Genomic DNA, 12,750 nt, shown 5'->3' with positions numbered 1-12,750 from the left:
TGCAGGATTGGGCCTTAGCGTAGTGCAAGGGTTTGGTCAATGCGACAGGCACGAGCCGAGACGATCTGGCGCTTTTGAGCGGATCGTCCCCATTTTGGAAACAATTCAGGCGTGATTTGGGAAGTGCCGGGCGCGTTTCGTGTCGAGATCAAGGGTAACGGCATGCAGACGTCCGAAACGCGCCAGCCGGTCGCGGAGTGCCGGGCTGGCGGTGCAAACCTCGTCATAGAAAGCGCGCAGCGCGGTTTCGCCGCCCTCGGCCTCGAGCATCGAAAACAGATGGTGCATGTTGAGCGCGGCGCCGTCGGGCATCGGCGCGGGCTTCAGTCCGACACGGTAAGAGCCGTGTTGCAAGCGATAGCGATAGAGATTTTGCCAATGCTCCCAGCTATGGGCGTGAAGATGCACCAGCCGCACCGTGGCCAACTCTGGCGGGTCCGCATCGATCTGCTTGTTTCGAAATGCGTTATGAATCCGCAGGCTTATCCCCGTTTCCTCGGTGCGGACGAAAACCTTGCCCGCGACGTGGCTCAGAAAACCACCGTTCAGGTGATCGCCATATGTGGGGTAGATCGCATTCGTTTCCTCGCGCCGCTTGGCCTGCAGTCGGGCAAAGCCCTTGCACCAGATCTGCCCGGCAGGGGGCGGATCGGACGGATCCGGGGCCAACGCTTCGATAGGGCGCACGCGCGCGCTCAGCGTCTCTGCCGGCAACGCATCGAGTTGTTCGGTCAGCGGCGCGGAAGGGAGCAGGAACTCATCCACATCCGCATGCAGTAGCCAGGTGACTTCCGGACGGCGATTATAGCAATGGGTTGCGTTGAGGGTCTGCCGGAACTGGTGCCCGCCGGGCCGGCCCTTGTGTTTGCGACGTCGTCGCCAGTAGCCCTCGTCGGTGTGAATGACGCGGCATTTCGGGTGCCGCTTGAGCGCCGAGCGGGCGGTGGCATCGTCCTCATCAAGATAGATATGCACGCGGTGCGCCCCCAGATCGAGGTGATAGGCGGCGAAGTTCAGGATCTGGGTCGTTGGGGCCTTAATCGTCGCGACAACGCCCCAGGTCGTGTCACTGCTCATGGCCGAAGAATGCGCAGGCGCGGGTCGTGCACGCAAGAGACAAGTGGCGGCGTGAGGCAGAAGATGCGGAAACCTCCGGCGGGAGTATTTTTGCCCAGAAGTCGCCGGGTGACCGCCTAGATGAGACCGGCCGCACTGGGATGCAGGGCCGGTATGTAGCCCTGCGCGAGCGCGGCAACGGCCGGGGCCGGGGTAAGGACGGTCACGGGCCCGGCGGGTCGGGCGCGGGCAGAGGTATAGCCCCTGGTCGTGTATCGCAAAGCGTTGGACCCCCAGAGCACATGGGCCGCTTTTTCGATCAGAATGAAGGTTCCGTCTGGCAAGGCCCCGGCGCTGGCGTTGTGTCGGATTTGCGCGCGCTGGCGCGTGACCCGTGCGCGGTGCAGGCAGCGGTCGAGTTCTTTGAGCGTATCGGTGCCATTGGCCGCGTGAAAGAACCTGGTGAATTGCCGAAATGCATCGCGGCGACATTCGCCACAGGGGCGGTGCCCGGCGGCCAGGGCCGTGACCTCGTCGAGAAAGAAAAGCTCCGTGTACCGGCTCGGGGCCATCAGAGACCGCTTTCGGCCCTTATACTCCAGCAGGCACGTCACCCAATGCGGATGTTTCCAGCGCGACGTACCGAGCCGTTGGCCGTCGTCGTGCAGGATCCCGCGATTGCCCATCAGGGTGCCGCGCGCCGGATCGGCCACGATCTCTCCGGTGGGCAGGACGCGGTTTTGAAGGGTCAGACCATCATTTCCTTGGTGGAGGAGAGGGTGATCTCAGGCCAGTCACGCTCAACCCGGTCAATGTCCCATTGCAGGCGAGTGAGGTAAACCACGTCGCCGTCATTGTCGGTGGCGATATGCTGCTTGTTGGCGGCGGCGAATTTCTCGACCGTCTCCTTCGGGCCATGCACCCAGCGGGCAGATGTGAATTGGGAGCTCTCGAACCGCACCGGAAGCCCATATTCCAGTTCGATCCGGGAACCCAGCACCTCGAACTGAAGCTGGCCCACGACGCCGACGATAAAGCCCGAGCCAAAGGTGGGCTTGAACACTTTTGCCGCGCCTTCCTCGGCGAATTGCATCAGCGCCTTTTCAAGATGCTTGGCCTTCATCGGATCGCCCGCGCGCGCCTGTTGCAGAAGTTCCGGCGCGAAGGACGGGATTCCCGTGACCCGCAGGGACTCGCCCTCGGTCAGCGTGTCGCCGATACGCAGCTGGCCATGATTTGGAATGCCGATGATGTCACCGGCCCAAGCTTCTTCCGCAAGCTCACGGTCAGAGGCGAGAAACAGCACCGGGTTCGAGACCGCCATCGGCTTCTTGGAGCGCACATGCGTGAGCTTCATGCCGCGCTTGAAATGCCCCGAGGCCATGCGCAGGAAGGCCACGCGGTCGCGGTGCTTGGGGTCCATATTGGCCTGCACCTTGAAGACAAAGCCGGTGACCTTGTCCTCTTCCGGGGCGATCTGGCGCGGTTCGGCCGACTGCGGCTGTGGCTCGGGCCCATAGGTGCCGATGCCCTCCATCAGTTCCTTGACGCCGAAGGAGTTGATCGCGGAGCCGAACCAGATCGGGGTCATGTGTCCTTCGAGCACCGATTGAGGATTGAGCGCGGGCAAAAGCTCGCGTGCCATTTCGACGTCCTCGCGCAGCTTGTCGATCAGGTGCGCCGGCACGTGCTCGGCCAGCTTGGGGTCGTCGAGCCCCTTGATTTCGATGGTTTCGGCCACTTTGTTGCGGTCGGCGCGATCCATCAGTTCAAGCCGGTCGTTCAGCATATCGTAACAGCCGATGAAATCGCGCCCGACCCCGATGGGCCAGGACGCTGGCGTGACATCGATGGCCAGCATCTCCTGGATCTCGTCAATGATCTCGAACGTGTCGCGGCTTTCGCGGTCCATCTTGTTGCAGAAGGTCAGGATCGGCAGGTCGCGCAGCCGGCAGACCTCGAAGAGTTTTTGCGTCTGGCTTTCCACGCCCTTGGCGCCGTCGATCACCATCACGGCGGCATCGACGGCGGTCAGTGTGCGATAGGTGTCCTCGGAGAAATCCGAGTGCCCGGGGGTGTCGACAAGATTAAACCGGAAGTCCTTGAAATCAAAGGACATGGCCGAGGCGGAAACGGAAATGCCCCGATCCTTTTCCATCTGCATGAAGTCCGAGCGCGTGCGCCGCGCCTCGCCCTTGGCACGGACCTGCCCGGCCATCTGGATCGCGCCGCCATAAAGCAGAAACTTCTCCGTCAGCGTGGTTTTGCCCGCATCCGGATGGCTGATGATGGCAAAGGTGCGCCGGCGCGCGATTTCGGCGGGAAGATCGGGGCGGTTATGGGGGGTGTCCAGCATGGGCGGGGATATAGAGGCTGGGGCAGGGCCGTGCAATGGCGATCAGAGTGCCGTTGCCCGAGGCTTCCGGCTGCCAAAGGCAGCCGCCCTAGCGGGTCGAGGCGGCCTTGAGCAGTTTCGCGGCGTCGGGATGCTTGAGCAACGCCTCGGAGACCTCGAAGCCCAGATGGGCCCGGTCGGAGTGGCCGGGAAGCGCCTGGGCGAGCTTCTCTCCCAGTTCGCGCGGCAGGGCGGCGCGGGTGCGGGTGTCGAGCAAAAGCGTTTCGGCGGCAATGCCTTCGGCATAGATGATCTGGTGCGTATCGAAGAGCAGCTGAAAGTAATCGACGAAACCGCCATCTTCCTGCACGACGGTATCTCCGTTCACAAGATGACGGGCGCGCACCAGAAGTTCTGGCCGTCCCGCCCCCAGAGCGTCCGAGCGTTGATAGATGAAAAGCCGGTGATCGGGGCTGACCAGCAGGTCGTTGGCGTTGTGAAGCGTACCGGCGCGAATGCGGATCGGGGCGAATTCGCCGACCGCACGGACGGTTGATTGACCGATCCAGCGCACTTTTTGCACGCCATCGTCCCGGGTCAGCACCGCATCGCCCACGTTAAGCTCTTCAATCGGGCGTTGCGCGCCGGACGCCAAGGTGATGTGCGTACCGCGCGTGAACGAGACGCAGGCCACTTCGGCGAATTTCTGACGCGCGGTTTCGGTATCGATACCCACCAGCGAATATCCGGTTCGGGCCGAGATCTGCGCCAGTGGCAGGGCATAGACCTGATCCACATCGCCGGTATCGTCGACTTCGACCAGGATCAGCATTTCGGTGGTCTGCCCCGTGGCCGACATCAGGGTGAGACAGGCATCGAGATGCACCGTGGCGCCCGGCGTGCCAAGCCGCGTGCCGGCTGCGATACGCAGCGTTTCACCGTCGCCGGGACCGACCGAAAGACGGTGTAGCCGTGCGCCTAGTCGCAATTCATAGGTGTCGTCCAGATCCAGTTCCGCCGCAAAGGAAATGGGATCTCCGAGATTTGCGCCATTGACCACGGTCAGGTCCGCCGCCGCATAGACGGGTACGGAATAGGCCGGACCTTCGGTGGGGTGGCGCATGGCGTCGTCCTGTCGTCGTTGATCGGCCGGAGCAAGGCCCGGCCGCAATACAGCCGTGATCAGACGGTCTAAGGTAGGATTATGGCGCCATCTGGTCAACGGCTTGGTGTTTTGCTGGCAATGGGTCATGGCCTTTGGTTAGATGCCGGAAAAGTATGGGAGCAGGGTAGAATGGATCTTGGAATAAAGGGTAAACGCGCTTTGGTCTGCGCGTCGTCCAAGGGATTGGGACTTGGCTGTGCCCGCGCCCTCGCCGAGGCCGGCGTCGATCTTGTGATGAACGCCCGAGGGGAAGATGCGCTTGAGGCGGAGGCGGATCGCATTCGGCAGGATTACGGCGTCGATGTCACAACGGTGGCGGCGGATGTCACCACGCAGGCGGGTCAGGCGAAGGTTATCGCCGCCGCCGCAGGTGTGGATATCCTGGTGACGAATGCAGGCGGCCCGCCGCCTGGCCTGTGGACCGACTGGGATCGGGACGATTTCCTGGCCGCGGTGGACGCCAATATGCTTACGCCCATCGCCTTTATCACGGCACTTGTCCCGGGGATGACGGAACGCGGCTGGGGACGGGTGGTCAACATCACGTCGCAAAGTGTCAAGGCGCCGATCCCGGTACTTGGTCTGTCCAACACGGCGCGCGCCGGCCTCACGGGCTTCGTTGCCGGAACGTCCCGGCAGATCGCGGGCAAGGGCGTCATCATGAACAACCTGTTGCCCGGCATCCACGCGACCGACCGGGCCGTGTCGCTTGATACCGGCGTCGCCGAGAAGGAGGGCATTTCGATGGAAGAGGCCAAGGCGCGGCGGTGCGCCTCGATCCCCGCGGGACGTTACGGTACGCCCGAAGAATTCGGCGCGACATGCGCGTTCCTGTGCAGCCAGCATGCCGGGTTCATGATCGGGCAGAACATCCTTCTCGATGGCGGTGCCATAAACTCGACCATGTAGCCAAGGCTTTGTGACCCAGACCTTGGGCGCGTGTTCCTCACTTTCGCGTGCAGGCCTCTACAGGGTGCTGGTCGGCGTGTGCGTCGAATGCTAGGGCGGGCTGTCCTGGAACGGCACATTGGGGGGTAGGCGGCGTGCAGGCTATCGTCATCATCAGCGCTTTCGGTCTGGTCGTACTGGCCAGCCTTCTGGCGGCCCCGCGCCGCGCAAGTGTCGAGGGGTTTTTCGGTGGCGCCGATGTGCAAGGCCGCGCGCCGGGCCTCTGGATGCTGGTCCTGAGCCAGGTCACCACATGGATCTTCGCGCGTTCCCTGATGAATTCAGCCATCCTTGGATATTTCTACGGAATCTGGGGCGTTCTGGCTTATGCCGCCTACTACGGATCATTCCTGACCGGCGGTCTTGTCGTGGACAGGCTTCGTGCGCAGGATGCAGGTTCGGTCCAGGATTGGCTGCGCGGCCGGTTCGGTGGGGCAGGGGTCACCTGCTATAACCTCGTGGTCGCGCTGCGTCTGTTATCCGAAGTCTTTGCAAATTTGCTGGTGGTCGGGTTGATCTTCGCGGCCGCGTTGCCGGAAGTCAGCGTCGCACGGGAGGCGTCCATCATCATCGTAGCCGCCCTGGGCCTTGGCTACAGCGCCTGGGGCGGGCTGAGCGCGGCGCTACGCACGGATGTCGTGCAAATGATTGTTTTTATAATTGTTTTTGCAGCCGCCCTTGTGGCGCTCTTCACCGCGCCGGGCTTCAGTTTCGGGGCCGTGCTGATGGCGGAAGGCGTCAGCGGGGCGTGGAACGGCAAAGTCCTACTGCTGGTGGCGGCTTTGCAGGTTTTCTCCTACCCGGTGCATGATCCGGTCATGATGGATCGTGGGTTTCTGGCCGATCGGCGCACGACCCGGGCGTCTTTCGTGCATGCTTTCTGGATCTCCACGCTGTGCATCATCGGGTTCGGGTTCTTCGGGATCGAAGCGGCATTGCGCGGCGCGGCTTACGAGGGCGAGTTACTGGGAACATGGTCGCAAATGTTTCCGCCTTGGGTCTACATCGCCTTGCTTTTGTCGCTTCTGGTCAGCGCGCTCAGCACGCTCGATTCCGCGCTGGCCAGCGCGGCGCGCCTGGCCGTCGACGAACTGGGTGTGGTGCCGCGCACCCTGGCAGGTGGTCGTACCGCGATGATCTGTTTCATGGGGCTGGGCGCTGCGCTCACGCTTTGGGGCAATCAAAGCCTTTTTGATGCAGTTGCGGTCAGCGGAACCGCGAGCCTGTTTCTGACGCCGGTGCTGGTTTCGGCGCTTATCCTCGGGCGTAAAGTTGCGCTTTGGGCTTTCGTCGTGGCGTTCGCGGCGGCGATGACCGGTGCGTTCGCCTATTTCGCCCGCGGATGGGGATGGATCGCAGAGATCCTTCCGGAAGGGCACAAGTATGAACAGCTTCTGGTCATCTGCATCGTGGTTCTCGGTGTTGGTTTCGCCGCCGTTCTCGCCGGATCGCGTCGCGCCTGAGGTTATTTGGGCCAGCGGTCTTTCGTGCTAGGATCGCACCCAAGCTGTTGCAGTGGGAGGCCGCGGCGTGACCCATTTTCCCATCGGGCCCCGCGCGGTGCCGCGGGCCTGTTTCGCTATCCTGATCCTGCCGGTGGCGGTCTATCTGCTGCATGAATTCGTTATGATCCCGCAATTCGGCGTGCCTGTTCTGAACGTCACCGCCGATGACCTTCTCCAGCCCGTGAAAGAAGGTGTTTCGCTCGCCTTCACCGAGGCGGCGGGCCGTAGCCGCTTTATCGGTGCGTTTCTGTTTTTCTGCATGGTTGTCGTGATCGCCCTTGTCTGCTTCGCGGCCGAGCTGCTTCGCGATCTCGATGCGGCCACGCGACGCAACGCGCTTCTGGTTTTCGTGGCGGTACAGATTCCCGTTGTCGCCTCGGTCTTTTCCGAGGGGCAGTGGCGGGCGCACGATCAGCTTGGCGAGGGCGTGCTGCGCGCCGTGATGGCGCAAGGGGACATGCCGTTCTGCGACACTTGGGGGCAGCGATATGCGCTGTGTGGGCCGGATGCGGGGGTTGAGGTTTTCGGGATCGCGATGCATGTCGTCACGATCATGTCCGGTCTCGGCGTCTCGGCGCTCATCCTTGGGATGATCCTGTCCCTCGCGCGGCCCAAGGCCGCGGTCGACCTGACGCTGCGCGCCTTCGATCATGGGCGTAACCAGCGGATCGCGCGCCGCTTCCTCTATCTTGCCGGCCTGATGATGAGCGCGGGGCTCTATCTCACCATGAGTTGGATGCACTGGCCCTTCCCCATGCTCGGAGAGGCGGTCGCCGCCTCTTACAAGGACGTCATCAATGCGCAGCTGTTCTACTACGGGATCTTCTACACCTTGCTGATCATCACCGGCTTCGGCCCGGTTATCTTTCTTGCGGCGCGCCGGTCGGATGCCTTGGCGATGGAAAGCGTTCTGTCCGACCTTCGGCATCCACCGCAGGATGACAAGGCCAAGACGGGAGGCGCGGCGAGAATGCCGCGCGACGTGCCGTCTCTGTCCCGGATGGACGCCTGGAAAGAGGCGCACGGCCTACGGATTTCGTTCACCGAGGCAATCCAGGCCCTTGTCGCCACGGGATCGCCGCTTCTGACAGCATTCGCGGGCAGTTTTTCCCCGCTGTGACGCGCCTGCCCGGTTTTTTTTCCGACAAATCGGTCCAAGCGCCGCTTTGGTTCTTCCAACCCGGGGCGCAACCGCATAGATACGGTTGACGAAAATCCAACGGGGCCGCAGAACAGGCCCGGGATACGGGAGAAGAAACATGCTCAACAATATCGGCCTGCCCGGCCTTCTGCTTATCGCGGTCGTGGTGCTCGTGCTTTTCGGGCGCGGCAAGATTTCCTCGCTGATGGGCGAAGTGGGCAAAGGCATCACCAGCTTCAAGAAGGGCGTTGCCGAAGGCAACAAGGAAATCGAGGACGCCAGCAACGAGGCCGAGGCGACCACGAAGACCGAAGACGAAAAAGACAAGGCCTAAGGCCGGTCCATGTTCGATCTTGGCTGGACCGAGCTTCTGCTCATCGGGATCGTCGCGCTGATCGTGGTGGGGCCCAAGGACCTGCCTGGCATGTTCCGGGCGGTGGGCAATTTCGTTGGCAAGGCCAAGAAGATGGGGCGCGAATTCAGCCGTGCGATGAACGACGCCGCGGACGACGCGGGCGTCAAGGATATCTCCGACAGCCTGCGCAAGGCCACCAATCCCGTGGGCAGCGCGATGGACGAGGTCAAGAAGGCTTCAAAGGATTTCACGCAGACCACGATGTCCGGCCCCAAGAAGAAAGAGCTTGATCCAAAGCGCAAGGAACAGGCCGACAAGATCCGCGAACATTCCGCCAAGGTTGCCCAAGAACGGCTGGACCGCGAGAAGGCCGAAGCGGAGGCCGCAAAAGAGGCCGGCTCCGAAAGCGCAAGCCAGACCGAAACGACCGGTGACAAGGCATGAGCAAGACCGACGCCGACGAGATCGAAGACAGCTCCGCCCCGCTGATCGAACATCTGGCCGAGCTGCGCAACCGGCTGATCCATTCGGTGGTGGCGTTTCTCATCGGCATGATCATCTGCTTTACCGTCGCCACGCCGATCTTCAATTTCCTGACAGCCCCCCTCTGCCAGGTACTCGCACAGCGCGGACAGGATTGCGACCTGATCTTCATCAGCCCGCAAGAGGGCTTCTTCGTCGCAATCAAGGTCTCGCTTCTGGGCGGGTTCATCCTGGCGTTCCCCTATATCGCCAACCAGATGTGGCGCTTCGTGGCGCCGGGCCTTTACAAGTCCGAGCGCGGCGCGTTCCTGCCCTTCCTCGTGGCCTCGCCCTTCATGTTCTTTCTCGGGGCCTCGTTCGCCTTCTACGTGGTCACGCCGCTGGCCTATGATTTCTTCCTGGGCTTCCAGCAATTCGGCACCGGCGGCGAGGCGATCCCGGACGGCGATCCGCAGAATGCCGCGCCTCTGTCTGTGGTCTTCCAGGGTTCGGCGCAGGAATATCTCAACCTCACGATCAAGTTCATCGTGGCCTTTGGCCTGTGTTTCCAATTGCCGGTTCTGCTCACATTGATGGGAAAGGCCGGGCTCGTGGGGGCCGTGGGCCTGCGCCAGGTCCGCAAGTACGCCGTCGTGGGCATTCTTGTCCTCGCCGCGCTTGTCACACCGCCCGATGTCATCACGCAGGTCATTCTTTTTGTCGTGGTCTACGGCCTTTACGAAGTGTCCATCTTTCTCGTGGCAAGAGTGGAAAAAAAGCGCGAGGAACAGCTGCGTGCGGAAGGCGTTTGGTTTGAAGACGACGATGACATGGATCTCGAGGATGATCCCATACTTGCAGAGTTCGAAGACGAAGAAGACGATCCCGGCATGGTCGACAGGAGCGGAGACAAACCGTGAGCGATGATCCGCTCGAACGGATCGCGGCCGCGCTGGAGCGTATGGCGCCAACGCCGGTCGCGTCGCCGGATTTCGAAGCTGCGGATGCGTTTGTCTGGCATGTAAATCCCGATCGGCTCGAGCCGGTGGAGACCGTCAATCGTGTCGATATGAAGTTGCTCGTGGGCATCGACCGCGCCCGTGACACGCTTTTGCAGAATACGCTTCAGTTCGCAAAGGGCCTGCCTGCAAACAACGCACTGCTCTGGGGTGCGCGGGGCATGGGCAAGTCGAGCCTTGTCAAAGCGGTGCATGCTGAGGTGCGCGCGCAAGGCGGCGCGGTGAAGATCGTCGAATTGCACCGAGAGGACCTGCCGTCTGTCGGCCGGCTGCTCAACATCCTGCGTGCAAGCGACGCGTGGTTCATCCTCTTCTGCGACGACCTCAGCTTTTCCCACGATGACGAGCACTACAAGTCGCTCAAGGCGGTGCTCGATGGCGGGATCGAGGGGCGTCCGGCCAACGTGATCTTCTACGCCACGTCCAATCGCCGCCACCTGATGCCGCGCGACATGATCGAAAATGAACGCTCCTCGGCCATCAGCCCCTCTGAGGCGACCGAAGAAAAGGTCTCGCTCAGCGACCGGTTCGGCCTCTGGCTGGGCTTCCATCCCTGCGGCCAGGATGAATACCTCGCAATGATCCGTGGCTATTGCGACGCGGTTGGCCTGCAGATCGACAACGCCACCTTACGCGCCGAAGCCATAGAATGGCAGGCCACGCGCGGCGCACGCTCGGGTCGCGTCGCCTGGCAGTTCTTCACCGATCTGGCCGGCCGTCACGGAATCCGGCTCTGATCTTCATCTGGCGAAAAATACCTCGGGGAGTTTGAGGGGTGGAACCCCTCATTCCCCAAAATCTGTGCGGCGCAGCCGCGCCTTTGGTCCCGTGACGGGCTACCGCAGATAGGGCATCGGATCGACGCTGTCGAAACCTTCACGTACCTCGAAATGCACCGCCGCCGTCCCGTCACGGCGGATCTCCGCCAATTTACCACCCCGGTCGATCCGGTCGCCTTTCTCTACCGCCAGGTTGGCCACGTTCGAATAGACCGTCAGCAGGTTGGCCTCGTGCTTGACCACGATGATCGGCACGCCGTTGGTGTCCTCGGTAATCGCGGCAACGGTGCCGGCTGCCGCTGCGCGCACCGGCGTTCCGGGCGACGCTGCAATGTCGATTCCGTCATTCTTGCCCTTGGCGTATTCGCGGATGATGTCGCCTCGTACGGGGAAGTCCATCCGGGCCTGCGTGTTCGTCGCGGGTTTGGTCCCCCCGAGATCCGGCGCGGCCGTAGCCTTGACCGGCTCCGCCGCGGGAACGGTTTCTTCGTTCGGCAATGGTTGCGAGGCAGAGGGCGGGGTAGGTGTCGGTGTGCCGGCGCCCGGAGGCTCGGTTTCAAGGGCGGTAGTCTGGACCGCCGCCGGCGATGCCCGTCGCGCGGGCTCGGCCAGAACCACCGGAATCAGCAGGTACTGCCCCTCACGCACGGCGAAATCCGGGCCGAGACCGTTCCAGTCTGCAAGGCTGCGCACCGATACGTCGTAAAGTCGCGCGATGGTGAATGCTGTTTCGCCACGCTCGACCCTGTGGCGCACAGGCTCTACGCCGGATTGGCCGGGATTCAGACGAGGTGCAGCGCCGCGCCCTGCACGTTCTGCGTCGGCAGCGTCGATCGCCTGTCCTGCAATGCTGCTGATATCGACCGCGCCGGGCCGGATTGGCCCGCCGGCGGGTTCCGCCACGCGGCCCGGCAGGGCAATGACCTCACCCGGGCGCAACGGGTCGCCCGGTTGCATGCCGTTGTAGCGCGCAAGCGCCGTTACATCCGCGCCGATGCGCGCCGCGAGGGTGGACAGGGTGTCACCGCGCCGTGCCACGGCGACCTGATAGTTCGGGTAGGAAATGATGCCCCGGCTGTCCGGGTCGGGCCGCGCGGCGGCGGCATTCCGGGCGGCTTCGGCGGTAGACGGCGCGTTGCCGAATGCGCCGCGCATATCGAAATCCATATCGTCCGAACAGCCCTGCAGGAGCACTGCGCCTGCCACGACCACCAATCCACGCCCCATCCGTCTCGAAAAGCTCATCTCGATCTGGTCCTCATTTGCGCGCTCCTTGTTGACCGGAGCGTCGGATACAATTTGCCTCACGCACTTAGCTCAGCCGTCCCGCCCAAGGCCTTCGAGCAGCGGAACGAACCGCACAGGCCGCAATTCGTCGTAGTCAAACCCCGTTTCGGTCCTCGTGACGCGGATCAGGCTTTGCACTGCGTCGGACTGACCGACCGGCAATACCATGATACCCCCGATCTTGAGCTGCGCCAAGAGCGGCCCCGGCGGGTCTTCGGCGGCGGCGGTCACGAGAATGCGATCGAAGGGCGCCTGCTCCGGCAGGCCGAACGACCCGTCCGCGGTAAAAGCGGTGATGTTGGTCAGGTCAAGCTGCTGAAAGATCGCGTTGGCCTCGACCACAAGCCGCTTGTGACGGTCCACGGTATAGACCCTCCGGGCCAGTTGGCTGAGGATCGCGGCCTGGTACCCCGAGCCGGTTCCGACCTCAAGCACCTTGTCGCGCGGGCTGATCCGCAACGCCTGGGTCATAAGTCCCACCACGGACGGTTGAGAGATCGTCTGCCCACAGGCGATGGGCAGCGGCATATCCTCGTAGGCGCGCGCCGCGAAATGACCTCGGACAAAAGGACCACGGTCGATCTTTTCCATCGCCGTGAGCACCCGCGCATCCGTCACACCGCGCGACCGCAACGCGAATAGAAACTGCATCTTGCGTTGGGCGATATCGTCGTGATCGGGCGCGTCGCTCATGGTGA

13 protein-coding genes are annotated in these 12,750 nt (G+C 62.8%); 7 read left to right on the top strand and 6 right to left on the bottom strand.

Annotation, left to right across the window (positions count from 1 at the left end; genetic code table 11):
- Positions 1-105: 105 nt before the first annotated feature.
- From EZV60_RS06240 to EZV60_RS06225, 4 genes are all read right to left on the bottom strand, one after another.
- A complete protein-coding gene (locus EZV60_RS06240) occupies positions 106-1,077 on the bottom strand; it encodes a glycosyltransferase family 2 protein (protein WP_135503410.1) in 972 nt (323 codons plus the stop codon).
- Positions 1,078-1,193: 116 nt separating this feature from the next.
- The gene (locus tag EZV60_RS06235; protein WP_245306236.1) at positions 1,194-1,769 is read right to left on the bottom strand and encodes a hypothetical protein; all 576 of its coding nucleotides are present in this window, start codon (positions 1,767-1,769) and stop codon (positions 1,194-1,196) included.
- 35 nt (positions 1,770-1,804) lie between these two features.
- A complete protein-coding gene (locus EZV60_RS06230; protein WP_135503406.1) occupies positions 1,805-3,412 on the bottom strand; it encodes a peptide chain release factor 3 in 1,608 nt (535 codons plus the stop codon).
- Between the two features lie 88 nt (positions 3,413-3,500).
- Positions 3,501-4,514, bottom strand: a complete 1,014-nt coding sequence (locus tag EZV60_RS06225) for a Hint domain-containing protein (RefSeq protein WP_135503404.1) — start codon at positions 4,512-4,514, stop codon at positions 3,501-3,503.
- Between the two features lie 171 nt (positions 4,515-4,685).
- Between EZV60_RS06225 and EZV60_RS06220 the strand changes: the two genes are divergently transcribed.
- The 7 genes from EZV60_RS06220 to EZV60_RS06190 all read left to right on the top strand — a co-directional run bounded on the left by EZV60_RS06220 (position 4,686) and on the right by EZV60_RS06190 (position 10,723).
- Complete coding sequence (locus EZV60_RS06220) at positions 4,686-5,465, top strand: SDR family oxidoreductase (RefSeq protein WP_135503403.1); 780 nt, start codon at positions 4,686-4,688, stop codon at positions 5,463-5,465.
- Between the two features lie 134 nt (positions 5,466-5,599).
- Complete coding sequence (locus tag EZV60_RS06215) at positions 5,600-6,967, top strand: SLC5/6 family protein (RefSeq protein WP_135503401.1); 1,368 nt, start codon at positions 5,600-5,602, stop codon at positions 6,965-6,967.
- 67 nt (positions 6,968-7,034) lie between these two features.
- On the top strand, positions 7,035-8,129 hold the full coding sequence (locus tag EZV60_RS06210) for a hypothetical protein (protein WP_135503399.1): 1,095 nt from the start codon (positions 7,035-7,037) through the stop codon (positions 8,127-8,129).
- 139 nt (positions 8,130-8,268) lie between these two features.
- Positions 8,269-8,484 carry a twin-arginine translocase TatA/TatE family subunit gene (locus EZV60_RS06205; RefSeq protein ID WP_135503397.1) on the top strand — a complete coding sequence of 72 codons (216 nt, stop codon included), beginning with the start codon at positions 8,269-8,271 and terminating at the stop codon, positions 8,482-8,484.
- 9 nt (positions 8,485-8,493) lie between these two features.
- On the top strand, positions 8,494-8,949 hold the full coding sequence (tatB, locus tag EZV60_RS06200; RefSeq protein WP_135503395.1) for a Sec-independent protein translocase protein TatB: 456 nt from the start codon (positions 8,494-8,496) through the stop codon (positions 8,947-8,949).
- Entirely contained in the window at positions 8,946-9,887 is a 942-nt protein-coding gene (gene tatC, locus EZV60_RS06195; protein WP_135503393.1) for a twin-arginine translocase subunit TatC, read from the top strand. Before tatB ends, tatC begins: the two co-directional genes overlap by 4 nt.
- 41 nt (positions 9,888-9,928) lie before the next feature.
- The gene (locus tag EZV60_RS06190; protein ID WP_425353558.1) at positions 9,929-10,723 is read left to right on the top strand and encodes an ATP-binding protein; all 795 of its coding nucleotides are present in this window, start codon (positions 9,929-9,931) and stop codon (positions 10,721-10,723) included.
- A 99-nt stretch (positions 10,724-10,822) separates the two neighbouring features.
- Here EZV60_RS06190 and EZV60_RS06185 read toward each other — a convergent pair whose 3' ends face one another.
- Positions 10,823-12,010, bottom strand: a complete 1,188-nt coding sequence (locus EZV60_RS06185) for a LysM peptidoglycan-binding domain-containing M23 family metallopeptidase (RefSeq protein WP_135503389.1) — start codon at positions 12,008-12,010, stop codon at positions 10,823-10,825.
- Between the two features lie 72 nt (positions 12,011-12,082).
- Positions 12,083-12,745: a protein-L-isoaspartate(D-aspartate) O-methyltransferase gene (locus EZV60_RS06180; protein ID WP_135503888.1), complete on the bottom strand. Its 663-nt coding sequence runs from the start codon at positions 12,743-12,745 to the stop codon at positions 12,083-12,085.
- Positions 12,746-12,750: the final 5 nt, after the last annotated feature.

Origin of the sequence: Roseovarius aestuariivivens (genome assembly GCF_004761875.1) — a bacterium.
Taxonomy (GTDB): Bacteria; Pseudomonadota; Alphaproteobacteria; order Rhodobacterales; family Rhodobacteraceae; genus Roseovarius; species Roseovarius aestuariivivens.
The sequence above is the reverse complement of the archived record's forward strand: the minus strand, read 5'-3'. Positions and strand labels throughout refer to the sequence as shown.